Origin of the sequence: Vibrio atlanticus (assembly GCF_024347315.1) — a bacterium.
Classification (GTDB): domain Bacteria; phylum Pseudomonadota; class Gammaproteobacteria; order Enterobacterales; family Vibrionaceae; genus Vibrio; species Vibrio atlanticus.
The window spans coordinates 2,422,373-2,446,730 of the sequence record NZ_AP025460.1 but is presented as its reverse complement, the minus strand read 5'-3'; the positions used below and the strand labels follow the sequence as shown (position 1 = coordinate 2,446,730).

Annotated in this window: 27 protein-coding genes and 1 other RNA gene; 19 read left to right on the top strand and 9 right to left on the bottom strand. The window is 45.2% G+C overall.

The window, feature by feature from the left end:
- Window positions 1-106 precede the first annotated feature (106 nt).
- Window positions 107-427 carry a DUF1244 domain-containing protein gene (locus OCV30_RS10885; protein ID WP_004736423.1) on the top strand — a complete coding sequence of 107 codons (321 nt, stop codon included), beginning with the start codon at window positions 107-109 and terminating at the stop codon, window positions 425-427.
- Between the two features lie 91 nt (window positions 428-518).
- Here the strand turns inward: OCV30_RS10885 and OCV30_RS10880 are convergent, their stop codons facing one another.
- Window positions 519-1,586: a PLP-dependent cysteine synthase family protein gene (locus OCV30_RS10880; protein ID WP_065679268.1), complete on the bottom strand. Its 1,068-nt coding sequence runs from the start codon at window positions 1,584-1,586 to the stop codon at window positions 519-521.
- 129 nt (window positions 1,587-1,715) lie between these two features.
- On the opposite strand from OCV30_RS10880, the gene OCV30_RS10875 reads away from it, so the two are divergent.
- Together OCV30_RS10875 and OCV30_RS10870 are read left to right on the top strand one after the other, a co-directional pair.
- Window positions 1,716-2,189 carry an Lrp/AsnC family transcriptional regulator gene (locus tag OCV30_RS10875; RefSeq protein ID WP_017078855.1) on the top strand — a complete coding sequence of 158 codons (474 nt, stop codon included), beginning with the start codon at window positions 1,716-1,718 and terminating at the stop codon, window positions 2,187-2,189.
- A 90-nt stretch (window positions 2,190-2,279) separates the two neighbouring features.
- Window positions 2,280-2,945: a hypothetical protein gene (locus tag OCV30_RS10870; protein ID WP_065679269.1), complete on the top strand. Its 666-nt coding sequence runs from the start codon at window positions 2,280-2,282 to the stop codon at window positions 2,943-2,945.
- A 138-nt stretch (window positions 2,946-3,083) separates the two neighbouring features.
- Here the strand turns inward: OCV30_RS10870 and tesB are convergent, their stop codons facing one another.
- Entirely contained in the window at window positions 3,084-3,944 is an 861-nt protein-coding gene (gene tesB / locus OCV30_RS10865) for an acyl-CoA thioesterase II (protein ID WP_012604483.1), read from the bottom strand.
- A 168-nt stretch (window positions 3,945-4,112) separates the two neighbouring features.
- Between tesB and OCV30_RS10860 the strand changes: the two genes are divergently transcribed.
- Window positions 4,113-4,553: a YbaY family lipoprotein gene (locus OCV30_RS10860; protein WP_065679270.1), complete on the top strand. Its 441-nt coding sequence runs from the start codon at window positions 4,113-4,115 to the stop codon at window positions 4,551-4,553.
- A gap of 76 nt (window positions 4,554-4,629) precedes the next feature.
- Here the strand turns inward: OCV30_RS10860 and OCV30_RS10855 are convergent, their stop codons facing one another.
- Window positions 4,630-4,932, bottom strand: coding sequence for an MGMT family protein (locus OCV30_RS10855; protein ID WP_009847252.1), 303 nt, complete (start codon window positions 4,930-4,932; stop codon window positions 4,630-4,632).
- A gap of 51 nt (window positions 4,933-4,983) precedes the next feature.
- Between OCV30_RS10855 and OCV30_RS10850 the strand changes: the two genes are divergently transcribed.
- The 7 genes from OCV30_RS10850 (at window position 4,984) to OCV30_RS10820 (ending at window position 12,176) form a co-directional block, all read left to right on the top strand.
- Window positions 4,984-5,727 carry a VP0952 family biofilm-associated protein gene (locus OCV30_RS10850; protein WP_009847251.1) on the top strand — a complete coding sequence of 248 codons (744 nt, stop codon included), beginning with the start codon at window positions 4,984-4,986 and terminating at the stop codon, window positions 5,725-5,727.
- Between the two features lie 196 nt (window positions 5,728-5,923).
- Window positions 5,924-6,020: signal recognition particle sRNA small type (gene ffs, locus OCV30_RS10845), an RNA gene on the top strand.
- A gap of 217 nt (window positions 6,021-6,237) precedes the next feature.
- On the top strand, window positions 6,238-6,966 hold the full coding sequence (locus OCV30_RS10840) for a GntR family transcriptional regulator (RefSeq protein ID WP_065679272.1): 729 nt from the start codon (window positions 6,238-6,240) through the stop codon (window positions 6,964-6,966).
- A 207-nt stretch (window positions 6,967-7,173) separates the two neighbouring features.
- Window positions 7,174-8,538, top strand: coding sequence for a PTS transporter subunit EIIC (locus OCV30_RS10835; protein ID WP_065679273.1), 1,365 nt, complete (start codon window positions 7,174-7,176; stop codon window positions 8,536-8,538).
- 45 nt (window positions 8,539-8,583) lie between these two features.
- Window positions 8,584-10,020: a sucrose-6-phosphate hydrolase gene (locus OCV30_RS10830; protein ID WP_065679274.1), complete on the top strand. Its 1,437-nt coding sequence runs from the start codon at window positions 8,584-8,586 to the stop codon at window positions 10,018-10,020.
- Window positions 10,021-10,100: 80 nt separating this feature from the next.
- The gene (locus OCV30_RS10825) at window positions 10,101-11,219 is read left to right on the top strand and encodes a carbohydrate porin (protein ID WP_065679275.1); all 1,119 of its coding nucleotides are present in this window, start codon (window positions 10,101-10,103) and stop codon (window positions 11,217-11,219) included.
- 30 nt (window positions 11,220-11,249) lie between these two features.
- Window positions 11,250-12,176: an aminoimidazole riboside kinase gene (locus OCV30_RS10820; protein ID WP_065679276.1), complete on the top strand. Its 927-nt coding sequence runs from the start codon at window positions 11,250-11,252 to the stop codon at window positions 12,174-12,176.
- Window positions 12,177-12,279: 103 nt separating this feature from the next.
- Here the strand turns inward: OCV30_RS10820 and OCV30_RS10815 are convergent, their stop codons facing one another.
- Window positions 12,280-12,618, bottom strand: a complete 339-nt coding sequence (locus OCV30_RS10815) for a hypothetical protein (protein WP_017110048.1) — start codon at window positions 12,616-12,618, stop codon at window positions 12,280-12,282.
- A gap of 303 nt (window positions 12,619-12,921) precedes the next feature.
- Here OCV30_RS10815 and OCV30_RS10810 point away from each other — a divergent pair, with 303 nt between their 5' ends.
- From OCV30_RS10810 to OCV30_RS10795, 4 genes are all read left to right on the top strand, one after another.
- A complete protein-coding gene (locus OCV30_RS10810) occupies window positions 12,922-13,755 on the top strand; it encodes an AraC family transcriptional regulator (protein WP_065679277.1) in 834 nt (277 codons plus the stop codon).
- Between the two features lie 167 nt (window positions 13,756-13,922).
- Entirely contained in the window at window positions 13,923-14,651 is a 729-nt protein-coding gene (locus OCV30_RS10805; RefSeq protein WP_065679278.1) for an AzlC family ABC transporter permease, read from the top strand.
- Between the two features lie 2 nt (window positions 14,652-14,653).
- The gene (locus tag OCV30_RS10800) at window positions 14,654-14,983 is read left to right on the top strand and encodes an AzlD domain-containing protein (RefSeq protein WP_065679279.1); all 330 of its coding nucleotides are present in this window, start codon (window positions 14,654-14,656) and stop codon (window positions 14,981-14,983) included.
- Between the two features lie 81 nt (window positions 14,984-15,064).
- Window positions 15,065-15,838 carry a ribonuclease H1 domain-containing protein gene (locus OCV30_RS10795; protein ID WP_065679280.1) on the top strand — a complete coding sequence of 258 codons (774 nt, stop codon included), beginning with the start codon at window positions 15,065-15,067 and terminating at the stop codon, window positions 15,836-15,838.
- A 214-nt stretch (window positions 15,839-16,052) separates the two neighbouring features.
- Here the strand turns inward: OCV30_RS10795 and OCV30_RS10790 are convergent, their stop codons facing one another.
- Window positions 16,053-17,201 carry a glycosyltransferase family 4 protein gene (locus OCV30_RS10790; RefSeq protein WP_065679281.1) on the bottom strand — a complete coding sequence of 383 codons (1,149 nt, stop codon included), beginning with the start codon at window positions 17,199-17,201 and terminating at the stop codon, window positions 16,053-16,055.
- 316 nt (window positions 17,202-17,517) lie between these two features.
- Between OCV30_RS10790 and OCV30_RS10785 the strand changes: the two genes are divergently transcribed.
- The 4 genes from OCV30_RS10785 (at window position 17,518) to OCV30_RS10770 (ending at window position 21,080) form a co-directional block, all read left to right on the top strand.
- A complete protein-coding gene (locus OCV30_RS10785) occupies window positions 17,518-18,444 on the top strand; it encodes a glycosyltransferase family 2 protein (protein ID WP_065679282.1) in 927 nt (308 codons plus the stop codon).
- A 16-nt stretch (window positions 18,445-18,460) separates the two neighbouring features.
- Complete coding sequence (locus OCV30_RS10780; protein WP_065679283.1) at window positions 18,461-19,897, top strand: lipopolysaccharide biosynthesis protein; 1,437 nt, start codon at window positions 18,461-18,463, stop codon at window positions 19,895-19,897.
- Between the two features lie 136 nt (window positions 19,898-20,033).
- Window positions 20,034-20,366, top strand: coding sequence for a hypothetical protein (locus OCV30_RS10775; RefSeq protein WP_065679284.1), 333 nt, complete (start codon window positions 20,034-20,036; stop codon window positions 20,364-20,366).
- 99 nt (window positions 20,367-20,465) lie between these two features.
- Window positions 20,466-21,080 carry a LysE family translocator gene (locus OCV30_RS10770; RefSeq protein ID WP_065679285.1) on the top strand — a complete coding sequence of 205 codons (615 nt, stop codon included), beginning with the start codon at window positions 20,466-20,468 and terminating at the stop codon, window positions 21,078-21,080.
- 112 nt (window positions 21,081-21,192) lie between these two features.
- On the opposite strand, the gene OCV30_RS10765 is transcribed toward OCV30_RS10770, so the two are convergent.
- From OCV30_RS10765 to OCV30_RS10750, 4 genes are all read right to left on the bottom strand, one after another.
- The gene (locus OCV30_RS10765; protein ID WP_065679286.1) at window positions 21,193-21,660 is read right to left on the bottom strand and encodes a DUF3429 domain-containing protein; all 468 of its coding nucleotides are present in this window, start codon (window positions 21,658-21,660) and stop codon (window positions 21,193-21,195) included.
- Complete coding sequence (locus OCV30_RS10760; protein WP_065679287.1) at window positions 21,657-22,202, bottom strand: glutathione peroxidase; 546 nt, start codon at window positions 22,200-22,202, stop codon at window positions 21,657-21,659. Before OCV30_RS10760 ends, OCV30_RS10765 begins: the two co-directional genes overlap by 4 nt.
- Before the next feature lie 97 nt (window positions 22,203-22,299).
- A complete protein-coding gene (locus OCV30_RS10755) occupies window positions 22,300-23,622 on the bottom strand; it encodes an ABC1 kinase family protein (protein ID WP_065679288.1) in 1,323 nt (440 codons plus the stop codon).
- Between the two features lie 235 nt (window positions 23,623-23,857).
- Entirely contained in the window at window positions 23,858-24,244 is a 387-nt protein-coding gene (locus tag OCV30_RS10750; RefSeq protein ID WP_065679290.1) for a thiol-disulfide oxidoreductase DCC family protein, read from the bottom strand.
- Window positions 24,245-24,358: the final 114 nt, after the last annotated feature.

Genomic DNA, 24,358 nt, shown 5'->3' with positions numbered 1-24,358 from the left:
ACAATATTGAAAAGCCTGCGTTTGCTCCTAGCGAATTGCAGGCTTTTTTTGTATAACAAACAGAGCTCAACGAATTAATACAATAAATCGAATAAAGGAAAGTAAAGTGGCTGAATTTAAATACAAAGATCTTTCTCAAGAAGAACAAGATAAGCTAGATGCAGCAACCTTTCGTCGTCTGCTAGCACACTTAGACAATAATAAGGATGTGCAGAACATCGACCTTATGATCTTGGCGGGCTTCTGCCGTAACTGTTTCAGCAAGTGGTATAAAGCGGAAGCTGAGCAACAAGGCCTAGACTTGGATATCGATGACGCTCGTGAGCGCGTATATGGCATGACTTACGATGAGTGGAAACAAAACCACCAACCAAAAGCGACACCTGAGCAACTAGCGGCGTTTGAAGCGAAGCAGAAGCCAGAATAATTTGTTCTCGCTAGAAATTGATGAATAGAATAAACCAAAAAAGAGCCCATCAAGGGCTCTTTTCTATTTCGAACTATCGGTTTATATGAACTTAAACCAGTTCACCCGTTTGCGAGAAAGCTTCTAACTTCGCCGCGTACGGTTGTAGGTCACCGATATTCAGATTTACCCACTCGTCATTGAAGTAAGTGTCTAGGTAACGCTCACCGCTGTCACATAGCAAAGTCACGATAGACCCTTTTTCTCCACGCGCTTTCATCTCACTGGCTAACTGAAGCACACCGTACATGTTAGTACCGGTTGATGCGCCAACCTTGCGACCAAGAATGTCAGATAACCAATGCGTCGTTGCGATACTTGCTGCATCTGGAATTTTACGCATTTCGTCAACCACACCAGGAATGAAGCTTGGCTCTGCTCGTGGGCGACCAATGCCTTCAATCTTGCTGAATGTACTGCCTTTCACGTTCGCATTGCCGGTTTGGAAGTATTCGTGGAATACAGAGTTTTCAGGGTCAACTACACATAGTTTAGTTTCATGCTGTTGGTAGCGAATGAAGCGGCCGATAGTTGCAGAAGTACCGCCAGTACCTGGGCTCATTACTACCCAAGCTGGAACTGGGTGATCTTCCATCTGCATTTGATTGAAAATTGAGTTCGCGATGTTGTTGTTACCGCGCCAGTCGGTTGCGCGCTCAGCGTAAGTAAATTGGTCCATGTAATGGCCATTCAGCTCTTCTGCTAAACGACGTGACTCATCGTAAATTTCATCTGAGCGGTCAACAAGATGTGCTTGGCCGCCGTAGAATTCAATCTGCTCAATTTTCTTCTTCGCTGTGCACTTTGGCATCACTGCGATAAACGGTAGGCCAAGTAGGCGAGCAAAGTACGCTTCAGATACCGCAGTGCTACCCGATGAAGATTCAATGATCGTTGTTTCTGGGCCAACCCAACCGTTACAGATAGCGTATAAGAACAGAGAACGCGCTAAGCGGTGCTTCAAAGAGCCCGTTGGGTGTGTGCTTTCATCTTTAAGGTAAACATCAATGCCTTCGATACTTGGTAGTTCGAGCTTGATAAGGTGCGTATCCGCTGAGCGTTGGTAATCGGCTTCAATTTTACGAATCGCGTTGTTAATCCATTGATGGTCAGTGCACATAAGCGTTCTCCTGATCGAGTGTAGGAATTCTTTGTAATTGGTATGGTTCTAATTTAGCTACAATCAGAGAGAAAAACTTTGCCATATTTGCTTTGTTTTGCTTAAATTGTAGAAAATAATTCTCTTTAAATGCGATTTGGTGAAAGTGTGATAGATGCCGTAGATAAAAAAATATTAGGATTACTGCAAGAAGACAGCACCCTGTCATTGAATGACATTTCTGAAGCGGTCAATCTCACCACAACGCCTTGCTGGAAAAGGCTTAAGCGCCTCGAAGAGAACGGCATTATTGAGAAAAGAGTCGCGCTGTTGAACCCAGAAAAGCTCGATCTTTCTTTTACCGCGTTCGTATTGATTAAAACCAGTGATCATTCTCATGAGTGGTATGGTCGTTTTGTGAATACTGTGTCGGAGTTTCCAGAAGTGATGGAGTTCTATCGCATGGCTGGCGAATATGACTATATGATGAAAGTTCAGGTGAAAGACATGAAGTGCTTTGATGATTTCTACAAGCGCTTGGTGAATAGCATTGATGGTATCTCTAATGTGACCTCTACGTTTGCCATGGAACCATTGAAATACACGACAGCATTGCCGCTTTAAGCTCAAACTAATCTTAGGTGACCTATCGTTTCAGTTTAACTATCTTCTCAGTTTAGATCTCGCCTCTGCGATAAAAGAAAAGGATTATTCATGTTTGCAAAAGTATCTACCGCGATCCAATTGGTATTAGCGGTCGCCATTTTTTACTTGGGCTACACCATCTATTCGTTTACTAATAAAGTAGGGGAGATCGTCGATACTTATCCGCAGGTTATCGAAGATTTATCCGGTCTCACGAAAGGGCTAAAAGTGGAAGAGCTGCTAGTATTTGCTGAACATGTTAGTGAGCTTGCTCCTCAAGTTTTGAACACAGTCGAAGAGGTCAGAAAGACGATAGATGACGTGAATCAAACCGTTTCATCGGTCGACAACAAAATCCCTGCGATATTAGATGAAGTAAAAAATGTTCGAACGGAAGTTGAGCAGGTAAGAACCGATGTTATTCCACCAACATTAACTGAGCTGAAACGATACCGTGTGGATGTTATGCCACCGATGCTCGCTGAAAGTAAGTCTTACCGCCAGCAAACTATCCCCACTGTTGTTGCCGAATCTGAAATGCTACGAGCGGAAGTACCGGGTATTTTGGCACAAGCGAATTTGCTGGCAGATAAAAGTAAAGAGTTGGCTCAGGGCGCAGCAGAGGGCGCAGTGAAAGGTGTGGTGTTATCGCCATTTAATCTACTGCGAGACGCTGGTGATGGAATTAAAACTCGAGTACAAGGTGAATTCGAACCCTTGCTAGAGGCTGAATAGAGATTACGGACTGTTACGTGACAGCTTGTCGTTAGCATCATTAAAAAGAGAGGCTAGGTATTAAACCTAGCCTCTCTTTTTGTTTTCTCGTAAATATTTGGGCTTGCAAAAAGCGTTTATTCGCTATTTACTTGATCGCTATTTAGTAAAACGCATCACACCTTCTTGAACGGCTGTCGCTACGAGCTCACCTTTCTGATTAAAAATTTCGCCGCGCACTAGGCCACGAGTGTTCGCCGCTGTTGGGCTTTCAATCGCATAAAGCAACCACTCATCCATCTTGAATGGGCGGTGGAACCAGATTGAGTGGTCAATCGTTGCTACTTGGAAGTTCGGCGTCATGATCGAAACTTCATGAGGGTGTAATGCCGTCACTAAGAATCCCCAATCCGATGCGTAAGCAAGCAGGTATTGGTGAATCAATTGGTTGTCTGGCATCGCGCCATTTGCTCTCACCCAAAGGTACTGTTTTGGGTCGGCTTTCTTAGGGTTAAGCGGGTTCACTATTGTTACCGGGCGCATCTCAATTGGCTTTTCGCCACAGAAAGTTTTACGCAGTTTCTCAGGCAAAAATTCAGCAATGTGGCTTGCTAACTCAGTTTCTGATGCAAAGTTCTCTGGCCCTGGGATGTTTGGCATTTCATTCTGGTGTTCAAAGCCGGGTGCGTCACCATGATAAGAAGCCGTAAGATAGAAAATAGGGCGGCCATTTTGAATCGCTTTCACGCGGCGTGTACTAAAGCTGCGTCCATCTCTTAGGTTCTCAACATCGTAAATAATGGGTTTTTCAGGGTCGCCGGGAAATAGAAAGTAACTGTGGAACGAGTGAACACTGCGGTCGTCTTGAACCGTATAACGAGCAGCAGAAAGCGCTTGCCCTAATACTTGACCGCCGTATACCTGTGGCAGACCTAGGTTCTCACTTTGCCCGCGGAACAGGCCTTCCTCTAGTTTCTCTAGCTGAAGTAAATTGAGTAATTCATTTAAAGGTTGACTCATCGCCAGCATGCCTCTTGGTAAAATAGGTGTCAGATTATGGTGTTAATCATTCAGCTTAGTCAGATATCTGTCAATAAATCATAGGGTTTCGAGACAGAATATGAAAGCTCTCTTATAATTGGTGAGTAGATTTGCCGAGTCCGGCAAACATGTTGAGAGAAATTGAATATGAAAAAGGCTCTAATTCTTATTACGTCTTTAGTATCGTTTGGCCTACTTGTGGGTTGCCAAGCAACATCAGAAACCAGTGCTTCTCAGGAAGTGGTTGCAGAGAACACTCAAGTGGTTTCAGGAACAGTAAGCTACCGTGAAAGAATTGCATTGCCAGAGAATGCCGTAGTGACTGTTACGCTAGAAGACATCTCACTGGCTGACGCACCATCGACCGTTATCGCGACTCAAGAGTTCACCACAGACGGTAAGCAAGTTCCGTTCGCATTCGAGCTGAGCTACGACAACAACAAGATTAAAGCTAACCACCGTTACAACATGCGCGCAACGATTCACGTTGACGGCAAATTACGTTTCACTACTGACACCATTAAGTCAGTGATTACTGACGTAGAAAACACGCAACAAGCAGACCTACGTTTGGTTGGTGTCCGTTAATTCGAAATCGATGCCACTGTTAAGGCATCTTGATTAAGCTTAATTTAGTCAGTTGAATAGACGATTAGTGGCAGCTCTAGGGCTGCCATTTGTATATTCTGAGTTTAACTTTTCCCGCGTCACTCACTTCAATCCCTTCTTCTTGCAAATGCTTTTTCTGACGATCAAAGGAATCCCCTTTCAAAGAGATCTCACCTTTACTATTGATCACCCGATACCAAGGCAGTTTGCTTCCTTCTGGTAGGTTACCCAGCGCTTTACCCACATGGCGCGCATAACCCGGAAATCCTGAAAAACGTGCGATGTCTCCATAAGTTGTTACTTTCCCATATGGAATTTGGTGAATCACAGCAAAGATTTGGGGCAAAAATTGGTCCATACTAAATGTTCCTAGTTCATAAATACCACGGATCGGTAGAAGGAGAGGGCTATGGTATTTTCAACGTTTCAGTTCTTGATCACCACATTATTAGCGGTTGTTTGCGCGAGAGCAATCAGTTTAAGTGAGGGAGATATCCCAGTACTTGCAATGGTCATTCCTGCATTATGGATTCTACCGCAGGGTGGTATCGCCGGTTTAGCTTTGCTTGCTGCCATGACCACTTACGGTCTAACCCTTCCTTTGCAACCCATCACGCTCTCTGTCAGTGTATGGGTGTTATTCCCACTATTGATGGTGGTCTTTTCAAAACGCAGCAGTTTGTCGGTCGTGATTATTTCTGGCTTGATCGTCGCAACGCTACAAGTCGGGATCATGGTGACGCAATCCGCAGGAAAGCTTGATGGCGTTCCGTGGGTTACCACACTGCAAACCTTGTCGATCATCGTGATTTGGTGGGCGGCCAATCATCTTAAACCAGCCAGTCGACACAGCTGGTGGTCATTAGGCTTAATACTTCCATTATGGATGGCCGATTTACCTTATGCCGCTTTGGTTGCTTTGTGTGTCACGGGTATCATGGCATCGATGGAAACACTGACGCGCTTGAAAACTTTCCGTTGGAATAAGCTGTTGTGTTGGACATTGCCAACAGTCGGTTTTGCGGCTTTGGTGATCACCCCAAGTATCGAAGTGCCTAGTCCCGTTTTTGTGGTGTGGTTATGTTTGTTGGGCACCGCTTGGATGACAGACTACATCCTTCGCACCGAAGATAATGAAGACATCGATATTTAGCTCTTCTGTAACCAAACCTTTCAACTGCAGGTAAATGGCGAATTTACCTGCGATTTGCGAATGGGTTGAATAAAGGATAAGCACTTAGAACGTAATTGTTCAAAAATAGGGTGGAAGGGCTTGCAATGGTTGCTGCGATGCTTAATAATCCAATCACTCTTTGAGGCAAGCCTCTTAGAAAAAGAATCTATGGAGGCTCTGGTCCTCCCGCAACACTAACTTGTGAACTCGGTCAGGCCTGGAAGGGAGCAGCCGCAGCAGGCGACGTGTGTGCCGGGATGTGGCTGGGGCTTCCACCCATTTGAAGCCTGCAATTTGACTTATGTTGCAAGCATCACCATTAAAAAAGCCGCTCTTAATGAGCGGCTTTTTGCTATCTGGCGCTGGCCTAATTCTCTTCAAATATTACCCATCTCTTTGGTTAGAAATTGTTTTCTCTCGTTCTGTAGGCTTGGTATTCCCTTATACCTTAAGTAAGATGACCCGAACCCCCTTAGTTTTTATGGAATTATGACTGAGTTATTTGAGCAAAAAAATTTGCAGCCTTTGTACATTCAAGTCGCGGGAGAGTTAAAGCGCGAGATTGATAAAGGCACTTATCCTGCGGGCAGCAAGCTACCGTCTGAAAATCAGCTCGTGGACCTGCTGAAAGTCAGTCGTGTAACGGTGCGTAAAGCATTGCAGCAACTCAATGATGGCGGTTACATTTTCTCAGAGAAAGGAAAAGGCAGCTTTGTTAAATCCAATAAACTGCGTCACGATTTTCTTTCCATGTCTGGTTTGGCGCAAGAAGCTGCGGGCGCAGGGTTAGAGGCAACTAACATTGTCGATACGTTTGAAGTGTTACCCGCGGACGAATTTGTCTCTCAGAAACTCAATATTTCGCTTGGTGATCCCGTTAACTTTGCTCGTCGTTTACGCTTGGTGAACGAACAAGTCGTCTCATTTGAAGAGTTTTATATCCCTCGAGTGCTGTTGCCTAACCTCACAGAAGAAGATCTTAAGGGATCTAAGTTCGAATATTTGAGCCGTCACGGTATTGAGATGATCAAGACACAACAGAAACTGTTGCCGGCTCTGCCCGACGCCACCGTTCAGCAGTTATTGGATGTTGGGGAGCTTGATCCTATCTTGATCAACCAATCACAAAACTACTATGAAGAGCAGAAAATCTACGAATATTCAACGGTTTACTATAAATCTAGCTTGTATGATTTTGAGATAACCGCACGAGTTTAGAAAATGTCGAATAGCCCACGTTTGTGGGCTATTTTTTTATCTATAGGTTTTGAATGTAAGCAATCTTATGCATTTCCAATAAATAACAAGTGTGACGAATAACAAAAAAACGACAGTGTAAAATACAACCTGTATCTAACTTGTATTACTATAAATACAAGTTAGATACAGGTTGTTATTTCTTTGCACTATTTGGAGACCAAAATTATGGCGCGAGATGCGAAAGTTGTAGCGAATAGAGTTATGGCCTTACTGGGAGGTGAGGGCAATATCGCACAACTGAATCACTGTGCAACACGACTGCGTGTTGTGACCAAGGACGATGAACAAGTCGACGCTGAAGGACTCAGCGCAACAGAAGGTGTACACGGGTACTTCTTCCAAAATGGTCAGCACCAAGTGATCTTGGGTACCGGATTTGTGGGTAAGGTTTTTGCCATCATGAAAGGCAATGAAGCCATTGAAGAAGCCCCACAAACTGAAGAGCAAAAAGACAAAGTCAGCACGTTCCAAACAGTAACACGTACTTTCTCTGACATTTTTGTTGCCATTATCCCAGCGTTGGTTGCAACCGGTTTACTTATGGGCTTGCGTGGGCTGTTGGTTAACGGCTTCGGTATTGAACTGTCGCCACAGTTAAATACGTTGTCTCAAGTTTTAACTGATACGGCCTTCATCTTTATTCCAGTATTGGTGACATGGTCGGCCATGCGCGTGTTTGGTGGTAACCCAGTGCTCGGTATTGTATTGGGTCTGATGCTGGTGGCACCGCAGCTAGCAAGCAAATGGGATGTTGCCTTTGGTAACGCCGAAGCGATGATGATTCCATTCATGGGCTTCGAAATTGCGGTGACGGGCTTGCAAAGCTCGATTCTTCCGGCGGTGTTTATGGGTTGGTTTGCTGCCTTAGTTGAGCGCACATCACGCAAACACATCCCTGAAGTTCTGGATTTGATTCTGACACCATTTATTACGTTGTTGGTCTCTTTGATTGCTGGCTTGGTGTTCGTTGGTCCAATCCTACTCGGCATTGAAAAACTCATTACCGAAGCCGTGCTCTACTTCTTACAAATCCCATATGGCATTGGTGGCTTGATTTATGGTGGCGCAATTCAATTCATGGCGGTAACAGGTATGCACCACACCATCGTGCCTATCACTATTGCGATGGTGACAGACACTGGCTTTGACTACATCAACCCATTAGGCACTGCCGCAATCGCTGGTCAGTTTGGTGCTGCAATGGCGGTAATGTCGATGCAGACAGACAAAGTAAAACGTACCGGTATGTTTGGCGCTGCGTTGCCAGCCCTGTTCGGTATCACTGAACCAGCGATGTTCGCTATCACTCTACCTCGCGTAAAACCTTTCTTGTATGGCTGTATTGGCGGTGCATTAGGTGGTTGTTTGGGCGCGATTGCGGGTATCGGCTCTGCGGGTACGGGCGCAACTATGTTACCAGGTGTTCTGCTTTACCTTGGCGGCGGTCTAGGAATGTATGTGCTTGTTATGTTGGTGGGTGCTGCTTCGGCTTTCGCATTAACAAAGCTGCTCTACAAAGAGCCTAAATAATTTTTCACCACCTATTTGAGTGAATGTTTTTTTCTTGGAGTTGTTATGGATTTTTCTAATCGTCAAAACCGCTTTGTCCGAATTCACGAGGTGAGTGAGGAATATTTGGCAGACATTAAACACAAAACACAAACAGACCCGTTTTACCCGAGCTACCACATTGCACCAAAGCACGGCCTGTTGAATGACCCGAATGGTTTGAGTTACTTCAATGGCGAGCACCACATTTTCTATCAGTGGTTCCCGCTTGGCCCAGTGCACGGTTTGAAGCACTGGTACCACGTATCGACCAAAGATTTCGTGAACTTTACTGACCGCGGTATCGCGATGTACCCAGACCAAGATTACGACCACCATGGTTGTTATACCGGTGTTGGTGTACCACACGATGACCAGCTGTACATTTTCTATACCGCGAACTTGAAAAAGGAGAATGACCAACGTCATCCGACTCAAGTTCTCGCGATTATGGACAAGCAAGGTAACGTGGAAAAGAAAGGCGTAGTCGTGGATTTCGATCCAAATGCTTACACTGCAGAGATTCGTGACCCAGTGCTGGTTTGTCGTGACAACGATTATCACATGTTGATTGGCGCTCAAGATCACAACGAAAAGGGCACGCTGGCTTATTATCACGGCAACGATATTGATGATTACCACCATATGGGTGACATTGATGTGGGTCTCGAAGACTTTGGCTATATGTGGGAGTGTCCGAATTACTATGAAACCGATGAAAACGGGGTTTATATCTTCTCACCTCAAGGCGTGAGCTCAGATAATAAGTACGATCTTAAGAACGTCTTCTCAGTGGTTTACATGGTCGGTGAACGTATTGATTTTGAATCAAAAGTCTTCAACAACCAAGGCTACCGTGAGCTTGACAAAGGCTTCGATTTCTACGCGCCACAAACTTATCTGGATGACCAACAACGTCGCATCCTTATTGGCTGGCTGGGCAACTCAAAAAGTGACTACCCAACAGATAAGAATGGCTGGGCACACATGTTGACTCTGCCACGTGAGTTGACGATTGATGGTAGCTACCTAATTCAGACACCACTGAAAGAGCTTGAAGCGCTGCGTCAAAACTCAGTGGATGTTGAAGGCTCTACACCGGTGGCATTAACGTCACGTTCGTTTGAGTTGGAACTGAATGTAGATGAGTCTTTCACTCTGACTCTGGCTAACCAGAAAGGTGAGCAGATGGTGTTCCAAGGTGATCGCGATGAGCTGATTCTGGACCGCTCTCACGTTTCTCATCTACACGCGGAAGCATACGGTACTGTTCGTTACGCACAGCGCCTAGAGCAAGCACAAACCATTCGCGTTTTTGTCGATAACTCAGCGATTGAAATTTTTGCTGACAACGGGAAGACAGTGTTCACCTCTCGAATCTTCATCGATGAGTTGTCTCTGGTCACGCTCAATAATGCGACTGGCACACTGCATTACATGTCTGCGATACAGGCTACTCGCTAGCCACTAATAAATTATTCCAAAACAAAAAAACAAGGCCCTCGTCGGGGAGGGCCTCTTATTGCCAAAATATAGGGTTTAGCATGAAAAATACACTAAAAATGTCGCTCGCTGCGGCTTCAGTAATGGCTGCAATGACTGCGAACGCTGGAATCAGCAATGTTGATACTGAAGAAGGTAACTTCTCTGTTGGCGGTAACGTGGAGTTGAACTTCAACTACCAAGACCGTGAATCACACGATAATAATGACAGCGAATTCAACCAAGACGGCCGCGTTCTAATCGAGTTTGCTGGCGAAAAGTACACGAGCAATGGTCACTATGTGGGTGTTAAAGCACAGCCTCTGTTTGAGAGCACAGGCAATATCGCACTGGATGATGCGTACTTTGAGTTTGGTAAGAAAGACGGCTGGGCAATTAAAGCGGGTCGCTTTGAAGCTTACGACATGTTCCCTGTTGGTCTTGATGTATTCCTAGAGTACTCAGGTGACACAGCGAACGACCTGTATTCAGACGGTGCAGCTTACACGTACCAAGCGAAAGAGGCGCGTGGTCGCGGTTCAGACGGCCAAATCATGTACAGCCAAACTTTTGGCAACTTGTATGTTGAAGTCGGCGCAATGCTAGGTGACCGTTCTAACTTGTTCGATGGCGGCATTGAAGGTAAGTACCACGGCGAGCAAATCGACACAGTTAAAGATTCATTCCTAGTTCGCCCAGTTGTGGCTTACCAAATGGGTGATTTCAAGGTAGCCGCTTCGTTGGAAACCAACCTAGTTTCAGATGCGATTGTAGCTAACGGTGTTGATATCTCAGATCGTACGGGTTACGGCTTGACTGGTAACTGGACCAGCGCTGATTGGAGTGTAAATGCGAACGTTGCATACATGGATGCTGTAGACGAAAACAACCTAACAGCGGGTGTTAATGCACTTTGGAATAACTTTGGGTTAGGCTACATTCACGCAATCAATGAGTATGAAAACAAAGAGTTTTCTTCTTGGGCTGAAGGCGACGTAAATGTATCAACATGGTATGCATCTTACGCATTCCTTGATGTACTTGAAGTACAAGATTTTTCAATTCTTCTAGGTACATACTACACGATGGTGGATAACAAACTGAACCAACAATCGGACGCTTCAGCCTTTGCTGAAGAAGACGATTTCGGTGCTCGTGTACGTCTGTTCTATGAATTCTAATTTAAACGTCGTTACGAGAGGCAAAGTGATATGAACAAGGTTTGGGTAACTGGAGATGCTGTTGTGGATTTGATTCCAGATGGCGAGACTCGTTATTTAAAATGCCCAGGTGGCGCACCAGCAAACGTAGCTGTGGCCATCTCTCGATTGGGCGGTGATACCGCTTTCTTTGGTCGAGTTGGGCAAGATCCGTTAGGGCGCTTTATGAAGCAAACCCTAACAGATGAGAAGGTTAATACCGATGACATGCTTCTGGATGAAGCTCAGCGAACATCTACAGTGATTGTCGACTTAGATGATGATGGTGAACGCAGCTTTACCTTTATGGTTAAGCCAAGTTCTGACCAGTTTTTCAGCGTCGAAGACATCCCCAAATTTGCATCTGGGCAATGGATGCACAGTTGTTCTATCGCTTTGGCTAACGAGCCATCACGCAGCGCAACGCTTGAAGCGATGAAGCTCATGAAATCAGCAGGCGGCTTCATCAGCTTTGACCCGAACCTAAGGGAAGAGGTATGGGCAGATTCATCTCAGATCCAAGAGGTGGTGATGAGTGCAGTTAATCTGGCAGATGTAGTGAAGTTTTCTGAAGAGGAGCTGACGTTCCTTACAGACACTGGCACTCTCGATACGGCTTTGGACGCACTAAATGCGGCGCCTAACAAACTGATTATCGTGACGCTAGGCGCACTTGGTGCACTGGCTGTTTACAATGGTGAACGTCGAGTGATAGAGGGCACTAAGGTTGAGCAAGTTATTGATACAACGGGCGCAGGTGATGCTTTTGTTGGTGGCTTGCTAGCCAAGCTGTCTCAGAATACTGACTGGCGCTCTTGGACTCTGGTCGAAGCTGCCGTGCACTGGGGCAATGGCTGTGGCGCACTTGCGACCACGCAAAAAGGAGCAATGACGGCATTACCATCCTTTGAAAAGCTAACTAAATTAGTCGGGAAGTAGTGAATGCTGCCTCACAACGCTTGACCTATAAAGCTGCTCTTAATGAGCGGCTTTTTGCTATCTGCAGTTTGCCTCTTTCTTGTTCAAGAACGTTTCATCTTTCTCAATTCGCAGGCAAAACAACCGCAGACGCTTCTTCCTCTGAATCTTCTTTGTCTTCGACTTGTTCAGCTACCCAATCAATCGTCTTTGTTAAATAAAGCTTGTTGGTTTCGGTATCACACCAACTCTTTGATAATCCTCTTCGATTAAACTCACTACCAATTGCAGCCAGTGTTTGGTTACTTGGTCTACCGTAATACAAGGTGTCGCACAGTTGCAGGTTCGACATCGATTGTGGGTATGAATTAACCGATGATGAGTTCATGCTTAGTGCTTTCGATTGATTGTGAGTGCATCCGGTTAGGCTTAACAGAAACAAGGTAGCTAGAGCTATTTTCATGGATCTTAGGTTCACGAACGATGGCTGATACGTAATTATGAGCATGTACGATAATGCTATTTGTCAGTATTTTGCCAAACGACGGATTAGCGGGATCTCGGTACCAGTTCTTCTGGCATGGCTAACGCTATATGTTATCTCTGATACTCATCTTGTCATGCCGGAGACGGTGAATTAAAAATGCACCAAATGTTAAAATGCTCTTTAATTTAATTGATGAATGCGCAATTTTGTACAAAAGCTGAAAGAGACTATAGAGTAGACTGATAAGTCGCTCGATAATTAACAGGCTTGGGAATTGTTATGGAGAACAAGAAGCGCTCTAAAGAAAAGGCCGAATATAAGATAACGGAAGAGCTCGGTGGCCTTGAAATTCTTGATGCTGAATACGAAAAGCAGAACTTCTCACGCCACAGCCACGAGGGCTACACGCTTGGAGTCATCGAACAAGGCGCTCAGCGTTTCTATCGAACGGGCGGACATCATATAGCGCCACAAGATGCGATTATTCTGGTCAATGCCGACGAAGTTCATAGCGGTCACTCTGCCACTGAAGGCGGTTGGGCATATCGAGCCATGTATCCACTCCCAGAGCAACTTGCCAAGATCACTCAAGAACTAAACCTACCGAATTACGGTGCGCCTTACTTCCCAAGAGCGGTTGTTGAAGACCCTGAACTCGCCAATCAATTGAGGTTGGTCTTCAACACGATTGATGAATCCGACAATCGTTTGTTAAGAGAAACCTTGATGTACGGGATGTTGGTTAAGCTGATTAGCCGACATGGAAAATCGCCGCTCACCCCTCAACTCGATGGAAAAACTCAGCGCCAGCTTGTGTTGGTGAAAGAGTTTTTAGATGATTTCCCACAGGCCGATGTGTCCTTAGAGGAGCTGTCTAAGCTAGCGGCTTTGAGCCCGTTTCACTTAGTGCGTTCTTTTCAAAAAGAGTTCGGCCTTCCACCACATGCGTATCAGATTCAGTCTAGATTGAGGTTATCGCGTAAGTTATTGAAGCAAGGACATACCATTTCTGATACGGCTCAAGAATGCGGTTTTCATGATCAAAGCCATTTTCATCGACATTTCAAAAAGGCCAATGGTTACACGCCGGGGCAATACATCAAAATGCTCTAAACTTGCGTGGCTAAGGCATGGCTAACTTGTGTTAAGTGCGGTTAAGTGCGGTTAAGTACGGTTAAGTGTGGCAAACAGAGGGACATGAAATCGAGCAAATTTGTACAATCGAACCGACTCAACTCATCTTACATTGAATAGCCAATGTGAAGAGAGAAAAGAACTATATGGATAGTGAAACAATGGATAGACGAACACAGTTATGGAAGGGCGTTTTAGCGGGAATGCCCTTGAGCATTGCGGTAATCCCTTGGGGAATTCTAGCGGGCTCATATGCGATAGATGCTGGATTGAGTCAGCTTCAAGCGCAAGCGATGTCGGCTATTTTATTTGCTGGCTCAGCACAACTTGTCGCTGCGGGTATGTTTAAAGCGGGTATTGGTCTAGGCACCATGTTGTTGACCACGTTCTTTATTACTTCAAGACACTTTTTATACAGCGTATCGATGCGTGACAAAATCAGCCACCTTCCTGCTCGTTGGCGTTTATTACTTGGCTTTTGGCTGACGGATGAACTGTTCGCGATTTGTAGTGGCCAATCTCAGCAAGAGTTTAATCGCTGGTATGCTGCGGGTGTAGGCGGCGGTTTTTATCTCGTTTGGAATATTGCGAGCTTTGCTGGCATTGTCGCGGGAAGCCAAATTCCTTCACTCAATGAAATTGGGCTCGACTTTGCGGTCGCAGCAACCTTTATCGCCTTGGTGTTCCCATTAATCCGAACTCTACCCGTCGTTGTGTGTGTGGTGGTTTCACTGGTCACTTCGGTTGCCATGTCGGTTAACAATATTGAGGGCGGGCTAATGATTGCAGCGATTGCCGGTATGTTAGCGGGCTTTATCAGCGAATCGTTCCAAGAGCGAAACAACGGTAACAAGACAATCGTGGAGGGGAAATAGAGATGATTTGGTTAACGATATTACTTATGACAGCGATTGTTTTCTTTAGTCGGTATTTGTTTCTTGAGCCTGCAATCCCGCTTCGACTCAATCAAACCGCAAGGCGCCTATTGCGTTATTCAAGCCCTGCGGTACTGACTGCGATTTGGGGGCCAATTGTATTTGCACCAGAACAAACATTTTGGCCAAGCCTTGAAAACCCATACTTGATAGGCGCGGTGGTCACAGGTTTGTTGATTTGGAAAACAGGCAATGTGCTGCTAACGATCGGTGTCAGTATGGGCGTGTTTTTGTTCTATAACCTCGTTGCGGTTGATTACCTTTTTAACTGATAGACCTTGCAACGTATAGCTTGGTGGCATCTAATGTACTGATTCACTATTTGTGTGTTTAGGTTTTGGTAAGGAGTTAGTTTGGCTAAGAAGTATTATGTGGTTTGGAAAGGTCGCACACCGGGTATTTTTACCACTTGGAACGAGTGTAAATCGCAAGTTGATGGTTTTGCTGGCGCGAGATATAAATCGTTTCCAACACTAGGCGAGGCCGAGTCTGCTTTCGGTGGTAAAACGTCGTCTGCGTTAGGTTCTACAGCGACAAAGCCAAGCTCTGCGGGTAAGGCGACGAAAGTGAAGGTACCGCCTCTTTCGGAGCAGCAAATCACAGATATGCCTTTTGATATCAAGATCTTTACCGATGGTGCGTGTGAACCAAACCCTGGTGAAGCAGGGACGGGTTTAGCGGTCTACCTAAACAACCAGTTAACAGAATTGTGGTATGGCTTGTATCAGCCTGTTGGTACCAATAATACCGCCGAGTTACATGGACTTAAGCAAGCATTTGTTCTCGCGAAAGAGAAGCTAAACGCGGGTCTGTCTGTAGCCATTTACTGTGACTCTAAGTACTCGATAGATTGCATCACAAAGTGGGCAACGGGGTGGGAGAAAAAAGGCTGGACCAAGTCGGGCGGCGAGATCAAAAACCTCGATATTATTAAGCCTGCGTATGCTCTCTACCAAGAACTGGCTTCAAAAATTACCATCTACCATGTGAACGGACACGTTGGCATTGAAGGTAACGAATTGGCCGATAGAATGTCGATTGTGGCTATTTCATCGAAAGAGCAGGATCTAGCTCAATATCGTGACATCGAAGATCTTGAGTCTATTTTGGCGCTGCGAGCAGGCTAGCTAGGCTTCTTAATGAAAAGCTAATGAAAGCTACTGAAAGCACAAGTTGCCATCATTAGGCTGTGCTAAGTTGAGCGTTACATTTCAAATCAATGTAGCGCTCTTTGTTTTTGTGGTGCTCAGTTGTTTTGATGTGCTTAGTAGCTGTTGTGATGCTTAGCCGTTCTTGCGATGCTTAGCCGTTCTTGCGATGCTTAGCTGTCTGAGTTAGTCCTTATTGAGCAGGGTTCTCTATCCAACGAGATAATTGCTGAGCTTGTTTGATCGAATTAAAACTGTCTTTCACTCTCTCACGTGCCTTTAACCCCATCGATGTTTTATCGTTACTGCTTAGCTGTGCAAAACGCTCAATCGCTTCTCTTAATTCCTCAACGTTTTTTTCGCTGACTACAAACCCCGTCTCTGGTGAGACGATCTCTTTGCATCCCATTATGTTGGTGGTAATGACGGGTGTTCCCACAGCCATCGCTTCTTTTAAAACCAGTGGTCCTGTATCCACACACCCAGTTTCGGAAAAACAGAAGGGCGCGATTAGGCTGTCATAATTAGATAGTTTTTCTTTGACCCACTCGTGAGGTTTAGCGCCAAGAAATGTCACGTTTCGAGTGAGCCCTTGCTCTTTGACCTGCAATTTTAATTGTTGCTCTAAATCGCCCGTACCGATGATATCGAGATGAATGTCGAGAGGTTCGGCAATCGGCGCCAATGCATCAATAAGATGGTGGATGCCTTTTTGCTCCACTAATCGGCCAAGGAAAACAAAGCGAAGTTGTTTCGTTTCGGCTTTTGGGTTGAGTTGGAATTGTTTGGTATTAACTCCGCAGTGCAGGAGTTTAATGTTTCCTTTCGCCATGGTGTTGAAGTCAGCGAGCATGTCTTTACACACTGCAACCACAAAATCACTCGATGAAATCTTATGTTCAATGTCATAAGCGAACTCGTAAACATCATGACCGTGAGCAACGAACGAACAGGTGATATTCAGCAGCTTTGCCGCGACGATGGCGTGAGCTGTCGTGTGCTGACAGAAATGCGCATGAACGTGTTCGGCGTCGTTTTCCGCGAGTTGCAGCGCTAATTTAAACCCATAAGCGAACAATGACTTTTTGGGCATGCTGGTTTGCTTAGAAATAAATGAGACAGCCTTGATGAAACCTATCCAGTTAATGCTGGCGACTTTACCCATCCGAACATTTTTGCCTATTTCGACAATGTCGTAGTCGAACTGTTTTTCGCTGTTTTCAATTTTGAACGTCATTACACACACATCGTGCCCACACGCTTTCACAGAGTCGACTTCTGTTTGAATGAAGGTCTCACTGAGTACAGGGTAGGTTGGCGCCACAAATGCTACTTTCTTCATTCCTTACTCCTCAAATCCATATGACTAAAGCTATCAAGCCAAGGTAATAACCAACAAAGCAAGATACGAACCAAGATCAAATCGTAGCTTTGGAGGGCTTTCTGATTGCTTTTCGAAGGTTACCCCTTAAGAAGTCGCTCGTTTTCTCAAATTGATAATCAAATTGGAGTAGTAGGTTTTTCGACTGGCAGTGTTTGGTCGTCATTTTGAGAATAGGCGTGTAGGTGACTGATATAGAGCTGATTTCGTAGCAAGACGCTCTCGGCATAGAACATGCAAAGTCAGCCATATAACGTATAAATCTGAGGGCGTCATTATGGCTAAAGTAAGTGTTGTTATTCCTACCTACAATTGTTTGGATTACCTGCCGAAGGCAATTGGCAGCGTACTGAAGCAGACTCATCAAGATGTTGAGCTCATTGTCATTGACGATAACAGCAACGATGGAACGTCGACGTATCTCGCTTCGATAGACGATGAACGCATTATTACCTTATCCACATTGGGTGTCGGGGCGCCTCAAGCGAGAAACCTAGGGATTGAAAAAGCGACCGGTGAATACATCGCTTTTTTAGACGCAGACGACTTCTGGTTTCCAGAAAAAATTGAGCGCCAACTCGAATTTCATCAACGATACCCAGACCTCGCGATGAGCTTTACTAACTACGAACACCTTACTGAAGATTACCAAGTGATAGTCGACTGCTTTAGTTACTGGTCGCAGTTTCAAGATCAAGGTGAAGCGTTTATCAATATAGAAAACCCGTTGGAGTTCATCATTGAAAACAATGTTATTGGAACGTCAACGGTGATGGTGAAAGCGGATGTGTTTTCTCAAACAGACAGCTTTAATCCTGATATAAAATATGCAGAAGATTGGGAACTGTGGCTTCGAATGAGTGAAAGCCATCAGATCGGTGTGTTGAATTCTGTGCAGGTTGGCTACTTGATGAGAGCGAGTTCTGTTACCCAAACTGAAAGTCTTAAACTGACAAATTTGCAGTCTATCGAAACCATTCTTCAACGTTACCAAAATGACAGTCAGCGATGGAACCTACCGACGTCCAGTTTCAAAATTGCAAAGGCAAGAATATTAGAAGGTTACGCCGACTATTACAGAGGCTTACAGCAGAACAGACAGGCCGTTGCTTACAGTTTTCGATCTTTGGTGATGGCTCCGCATAAGCGAACGTTACGACACCTAATAGGAGACTGTAAGAGTTTCCTAACACCTGTATTGTAAGGAAGTGGTAACCGCTATGGGTTCATTAAAACAGTCAGCTTATTACGCTATTGGCATCGTGATGATGAAAGGGATTTCGCTCGTGATGATCCCCTATATCACCCATAAGATGACGTTGGTTGAATACGGTTCTTTAGAAGCCATCGTCTTGTTGGCTGACATCGGGACAATCCTATTTAGCTTTGGGATTGTTGAGGCAATGTACCGTTATGTGGGCGTCGCTGAGGGTGAAGAAAAGAGAAAGCTGGCCTCTAACTGTTTCACGTTGAGTGTTTTGGTCTGTGTGTTAGGCGGTTCTTTAATTGCTCTTAGTATGCCGTTGTTGTTATTGATGCTGCCCGTCGAGTTTCAGCCCTATCAAATATTACTTCTTCTGATACCGACCATGTTAGATGGTGCGATTTCTATCCCGTTAACACTGATGCGAATGAATGCGTTAGCTAAGCGCTTTTGCATGCTCAATGTATTGAAGGCAACGGTGCAAGCTGCAATGACCTTTGTGTTGCTTGAAGCGGGTTATGGCATTGATGGTGTTCTGATCTCTTCCGCTGTTTCGAGTGTGTTGTTGATGCTGTGTTTACTGCGTTATCAATGGCAGGAGATGGGCTCATTTGGCAGCCTAAAATACTCCGCTAAGATCCTAAAGTTTGGATTGCCCACGTTAGTCGGTGGTGCTTCGATGTATATGATTACAGGGTTAGACCGCTGGGTAATGGCGAGCTTTGTTGGCGTTGAAGAACTGGCGATTTACGCGGTCAGTGGTAAGTTTGCGTTGCTTCTTGGCTTACTACTGCAGCCTTATGCTTTGTGGTGGTTTCCAAATCGGGTGGCCATGCTGCAACAATTTGGTGGTAAAAAAGTCTGTGCGGACAGAGCGCTAGTCGGCGTGAATTTGGCCATAGTGTTGGGTTGTTTGATGATCCTTACTGTGCCTGGTTTTATTGCTTTGATTCTGCCCAGCAGTTATCAGTATGCAGGTACTATTGTTGTAGCACTGTTGGCGATTGGTGTAGTTAAGAATGCAGGGGATTACCTTAACCTCGGTTGTTTTAGCGGTGACTCAAGTCAGTCGCAAATGTGGATACAGGGTGGTTGTGCGATCTTAGCAACCATTGGCTATTTTGTTGTGACACCGATTTATGGGGTGTGGGCTGTGGTAGTGGTGCTTTGTGGTACTTATGCCGTGAGGCTGTCACTGCTTTATATTGTGAGCCAAAAAATGGAGTACTTGCCTTACGATCATCGTAAATGGATGGCTGCGGTGAGTATCGCCATACTTGCGATTACCAGTGACAGGCTTCTTGGTTGGGTGCTGGTTGATGTTCATGACTTTGTTTTAGGCAGTTTTGTGGCAGTAGTGACGTTAGTCGTCTTTGTTCGATACTCTGTTATTCCTGTTCCACAAGTGTTGCTCGATAAGCTTGCGCTAGGTAAACATTCCCATGTAAGTTGAACCGATTTCACCCAGAGCGCGGGTATTCTGATAAGCGTCTAGGGAAATATGAATTAATGACAATAAAACACTGTTCATAATTATTTTAATTAGATAGTATTTATAAATCTAGTGAATGCTAACTATGGAAAGATACATGAATAAGTGGATGCTGCTCCTTTCTCTGTTTTCAGCTGCCTCATACAGCGATTCTCATTTTTCAACCGAGGGTGTTGATACTCCCGACTTCAATTCACCGGATTTCAAGCCGCCTGAGGTTTCTCAACAGGAACAAGACAACATCGTTTGTGAAAGTGTTGTTTGTAATTCAGTTTCCCAATCGAAGCCCGTTCCTAAAGTGGGCGAAGTACCAGATCGAGAGCCGAATAAAACAATAGAAACGCTGGCGAGTGCGATATATATCGTGGGTGAAATTGGCGCTGCTGATAACTTGTCTGAACCAGACGATGAGCATCATGTTGTAGAGTAATGATTAATTTTAATTACGGCATGTGAAGCTGTTAAATATAGAGTTTTCTGCATTCGTTTATTGATTAAGTATTTACGAAGTTTTTAACAAGGAGGAAAAATGGAAATCTGGAAGTTAATGCTATTCATCCCGGCTTGTTTTGCGCTCAACATGACACCGGGCCCAAACAATTTGTTATCAATGAATAACGCCCGTTGTTACGGATTTCAGGTCGCCTTTGTCGCTGGTCTAGGAAGAATCCTCGCTTTTTCTGGCATGATTGCTTTGGCTGCATCCGGCTTGGCTGTCGTGCTTTATACCTCTGAAACTTTGTTTTTCCTTATCAAGCTATTTGGGGCGATGTACCTGTTGTGGATCGCGTTTAACCTATGGCGATCTCAAGCCAGCCCGGTCGCGGATATCGAGCGAAATAAGAACTGGTTTGGTCTTGTTAAACAAGAGTTCGCGCTCGCGGCGGGCAATCCAAAAGCGATACTCATTTTCACTGCATTCCTTCCTCAATTTGTCGATGTGTCTGCGAACGTAAATACTCAATTCTTTGTTTTGGGAAGTACGTTTCTTGTATTAGAAATGCTCGCAATTTCTATCTATGCCGCCTTTGGCTTATATCTACGACATTGGTTTTCAAAACCTCAGATGGCCAAGCGCTTCAATAAAGCATGTTCTGTGTTTCTTGCCTTGTCTGGTGCGAATTTATTGGTAAGCCGTCAGTAGAAATTGACTGGTTTGTGAGTTGTATTGTCGATGGGTTTGGTGCCATTAAAGAAGAGAATGCCTATCTAGAACCCACTTCTTGATGCTGATTTAAATATGGGCGTACGTACGCCTAGGTCAACATCACGATACCGTGCATCAACACCACGCTCGAGGTTAATCGGGTTCGCATATCAAAATAGCCATCGGGGCCTTCACTTTGGTTATCTTCTCTCATGGCCCTTTCCGCTCGCCAAACCGCAATGTAGCCTAAGATCAGAATCAGTGTGGTGAGGAACTCTTGCTGCTCACCGAGTAACACCGCTAACCAGGCTACCAACACAATCACGTTACTCAGAATCAGAGCCTTGTTGCTAGACTGGCTTTCGAAATTTTCGATGCCATTTCCCCACAAAATACCCGACAAAAAACTCAATATGACCACGCTGTAGGTGATGAAGAGTGCCTCGCCACTCAGGTCTAAGAATTGACTGTCGGTTAGAGACAGCAGTAGGCCAAACAGAAACGGGACTAGCCCCATGTAACCCAGCTTGGTCATGGTATTGCGGGTTTGAGTTGTTGCCATGTAATCTGCCCTCATAGCTGCTGCTCAATCGCATTTTTGAGTGTTGCACTCACTGGTGATGTCGAGCTAGGAAAGGTTGCCACCACTTTACCTTCTTTGCTGATTAGGAATTTGTAGAAGTTCCATTTGGGCGTCACACCTGCTTGCTGCTGTATTTCTGCAAACACAGGGTTAGCGCTACTGCCAGATAGTGAAGCGCGCGCCATCATCGGAAAAGTCACACCATAATCTAGGTAGCAGATTTTAGCGGATTGCTCCTCGCTTCCTCTGTCTTGGCGAAAATCATTGCTTGGGAAACCAACAACCGTGAATCCTTCGTCTTTATACGTTTGGTGAAGCTGCTCAAGTTGCTCGAACTGTGGGGTGAAACCGCACTGACTTGCCGTGTTCACAACCAAAAGGGTTTTGCCTTGAAACTCTTCACACAGCTCAATTTCTTCGTTTGAATTTAACAGCCTTTGTTTGCCGTTGAGTATCTCGGGGCAGCTTGCTGAAAAAGCGAATGAACTTGTTAGGCTCGCAATCAGGGCGGTGGAGTAAAGCAGTAAAGGTTTCATAGGTTTGGCTCATTTTAATTAGCGTAACTGTTAGTACTCTTGCGCGGCACGAAATGATCACTTTGCTAATCATTAACCGTCACTATTTAAGAACTAATCAAGTGTCATCGCTGATGAGATATGGAGCGACCAAACGACTTATGTTCACCCTTGCTCCAAGGCGAGATGCCAGTAGGTACATGCCTCCAATCTTTCGGTGGAGGAATAGAGCGTCTGCTGGTGGCGTATGCCAATACTCTTGTTCCATGCTCAAAATGGTGCCAGCTTCACGAAGTCGTTGAGCGAGTCCGCTGACTTTAAAATCGTAGTCTTCGTCAACCAACATGGGTTCACAAGCCATGGTCACTAAGTTAAGAATGGCTTGGCGCTGCTCGGGGAGAATCGTCTCGCTAAAGAACCCAATCTGTTCGAGTGCTTGATTGAGCCCTGATTCGTCTTGATTAACAACAGAGGTAAAGGCCAAACGATAGCCATCACTGAAGCGGTCGCTGTACTCTCGGGTTGCCCCAAAATCTAACAGCCCAATCTGGCGCGTGTTTTCAACGTAAAGGTAGTTGGCGAAGTTGGGGTCGGTCTGCACCATCTTAAAATCGAATAATTCCCTGAACATGAGTTCGAGCAAGCTGTGCATGACAAAATCACGAGTACCTTGATCGTAACCTTCTATTTGCTCTATCGAGACACCTTCAATGAAGTCCATCGCGAGCACTGATTCTGAAGACATTTGAGGGTGAATCTTAGGCACGACGAAGTGAGAGTGCGCTTTTAATGCGTTATGGTAACGAGTTGCGTAGTCAGCCTCGCGAGCATAATCCGCTTCATCATGGAGTTGTTTCTTTGCCTCTTCTAATAAGCCTTTGTAGTCAACCGACTTTGGTATCAAGCCAACAATATTGAGCAGTGTGCCTACGTTATCCACATCGCTGTCGATGCTTTTTCGAATGCCTGGGTATTGGACTTTGACGGCGAGTTTGTCCCCCGCATCGCTATAGGCTTGGTGAACTTGTCCTATGGACGCACTGGCAATAGGTTTAAAGTTGAAGGAAAGGAATTCGGCTTTCCAGTTGATGCCGAGTGAGCTTTCTAATACTCGGTTGAGCTGCTTTGTCGGTAGTGGGTCGGCGTCTGAGCGTAGGCGGGAAAGAATGTCGGCTAATTCTGGCTCTAGAACATCGCCCGCATCCATTGATAGCATCTGCCCCAGTTTCATCGCAGCCCCGCGTAAATGTGCCAGTTGATCGGTGAGCCGAGCAATGTTTTGAGGTGTTAATACCAAGTCTTTTGCTTTGGGTCTGTTGCCTTGTGCAAGCTGCTTGGTGCCTTCCGTTAGCACGTTGCCCGCGACCCTTGTCGCCAATGAGGCAAACTTACTGAATCTCGAAATTCGATGTGTAGGAAGGTTTCTCTCTTTTGCCGACATAAAGGTTCTCTCTGGGAATTAAGGTTGACTACAAAGTTCTATAAATCATTACCCAACCGAATGTTTTGTTGTGGTAACGTTGCTCGCGAAACAGTAAACAGAATTTAAAGGACAAAACATGAAGTTTATTTGGTTAAAAGTCGCGGTTACCGTTTTAGTTTTTGCTGCGCTGTTTGGCATTGTTTACTACAAAGTCGCCAGTGGTATGTCTTAATACCAATGCAATTTAGTACAGCTATTTTGTGCAGCTGTTACCATCGCAGCGCGACTTTCCGGTTAACCAGAACGAGACTTTGTATCGGTTCTTGGCAAATCGTAGATAACACCAATCTGCCACTGGCTTGAATATCGCCCAACGTAAAGGGGCGTATAGCCAACCTTTTCCTACTAAGCGCCAAGCTTGGTAGGTCACGTCTAAACCTAGCAGCAGTTTTCCATTCTCATCCAATGCATGCAAAATGGTGTTGGCTGCGTAGGCCTCAATCTGAGGGTAGTCTGAAAAGGCTTCACTGTAGATATCGATGGTTTGAATCTTATTCTCGGTATCATGCTTGGCAAGTGCCGCCATCTCCTTTGCGCACAATGGACATGTCCCATCGTAAAATATCGTAAGTTGTGTCATCGTCTGTTCGCCTATCATTTCACTACCTGAACCTTCAGTTACCCGTTAAGTCGGCACCCGTCAATTCAATCGCTTGTTATTCAATAATCTAGCAATGGCTACGTGATTGCACCT

Bases quoted from the DNA above. Each gene is read 5' to 3' on its own strand.
- OCV30_RS10780 (WP_065679283.1), top strand. From the start codon at position 18,461: ATGGGTTCATTAAAACAGTCAGCTTATTACGCTATTGGCATCGTGATG.
- OCV30_RS10765 (WP_065679286.1), bottom strand. From the start codon at position 21,660: ATGAGGGCAGATTACATGGCAACAACTCAAACCCGCAATACCATGACC.
- OCV30_RS10855 (WP_009847252.1), bottom strand. From the start codon at position 4,932: ATGGACCAATTTTTGCCCCAAATCTTTGCTGTGATTCACCAAATTCCA.
- OCV30_RS10815 (WP_017110048.1), bottom strand. From the start codon at position 12,618: ATGAAAATAGCTCTAGCTACCTTGTTTCTGTTAAGCCTAACCGGATGC.
- OCV30_RS10875 (WP_017078855.1), top strand. From the start codon at position 1,716: ATGCGATTTGGTGAAAGTGTGATAGATGCCGTAGATAAAAAAATATTA.
- OCV30_RS10835 (WP_065679273.1), top strand. From the start codon at position 7,174: ATGGCGCGAGATGCGAAAGTTGTAGCGAATAGAGTTATGGCCTTACTG.
- OCV30_RS10840 (WP_065679272.1), top strand. From the start codon at position 6,238: ATGACTGAGTTATTTGAGCAAAAAAATTTGCAGCCTTTGTACATTCAA.
- OCV30_RS10750 (WP_065679290.1), bottom strand. From the start codon at position 24,244: ATGACACAACTTACGATATTTTACGATGGGACATGTCCATTGTGCGCA.
- OCV30_RS10860 (WP_065679270.1), top strand. From the start codon at position 4,113: ATGAAAAAGGCTCTAATTCTTATTACGTCTTTAGTATCGTTTGGCCTA.
- OCV30_RS10805 (WP_065679278.1), top strand. From the start codon at position 13,923: ATGGATAGTGAAACAATGGATAGACGAACACAGTTATGGAAGGGCGTT.
- OCV30_RS10850 (WP_009847251.1), top strand. From the start codon at position 4,984: ATGGTATTTTCAACGTTTCAGTTCTTGATCACCACATTATTAGCGGTT.
- OCV30_RS10880 (WP_065679268.1), bottom strand. From the start codon at position 1,586: ATGTGCACTGACCATCAATGGATTAACAACGCGATTCGTAAAATTGAA.
- OCV30_RS10775 (WP_065679284.1), top strand. From the start codon at position 20,034: ATGAATAAGTGGATGCTGCTCCTTTCTCTGTTTTCAGCTGCCTCATAC.
- OCV30_RS10800 (WP_065679279.1), top strand. From the start codon at position 14,654: ATGATTTGGTTAACGATATTACTTATGACAGCGATTGTTTTCTTTAGT.
- OCV30_RS10820 (WP_065679276.1), top strand. From the start codon at position 11,250: ATGAACAAGGTTTGGGTAACTGGAGATGCTGTTGTGGATTTGATTCCA.
- OCV30_RS10760 (WP_065679287.1), bottom strand. From the start codon at position 22,202: ATGAAACCTTTACTGCTTTACTCCACCGCCCTGATTGCGAGCCTAACA.
- OCV30_RS10755 (WP_065679288.1), bottom strand. From the start codon at position 23,622: ATGTCGGCAAAAGAGAGAAACCTTCCTACACATCGAATTTCGAGATTC.
- OCV30_RS10825 (WP_065679275.1), top strand. From the start codon at position 10,101: ATGAAAAATACACTAAAAATGTCGCTCGCTGCGGCTTCAGTAATGGCT.
- OCV30_RS10870 (WP_065679269.1), top strand. From the start codon at position 2,280: ATGTTTGCAAAAGTATCTACCGCGATCCAATTGGTATTAGCGGTCGCC.
- OCV30_RS10790 (WP_065679281.1), bottom strand. From the start codon at position 17,201: ATGAAGAAAGTAGCATTTGTGGCGCCAACCTACCCTGTACTCAGTGAG.
- OCV30_RS10770 (WP_065679285.1), top strand. From the start codon at position 20,466: ATGGAAATCTGGAAGTTAATGCTATTCATCCCGGCTTGTTTTGCGCTC.
- OCV30_RS10785 (WP_065679282.1), top strand. From the start codon at position 17,518: ATGGCTAAAGTAAGTGTTGTTATTCCTACCTACAATTGTTTGGATTAC.
- OCV30_RS10830 (WP_065679274.1), top strand. From the start codon at position 8,584: ATGGATTTTTCTAATCGTCAAAACCGCTTTGTCCGAATTCACGAGGTG.
- tesB (WP_012604483.1), bottom strand. From the start codon at position 3,944: ATGAGTCAACCTTTAAATGAATTACTCAATTTACTTCAGCTAGAGAAA.
- OCV30_RS10810 (WP_065679277.1), top strand. From the start codon at position 12,922: ATGGAGAACAAGAAGCGCTCTAAAGAAAAGGCCGAATATAAGATAACG.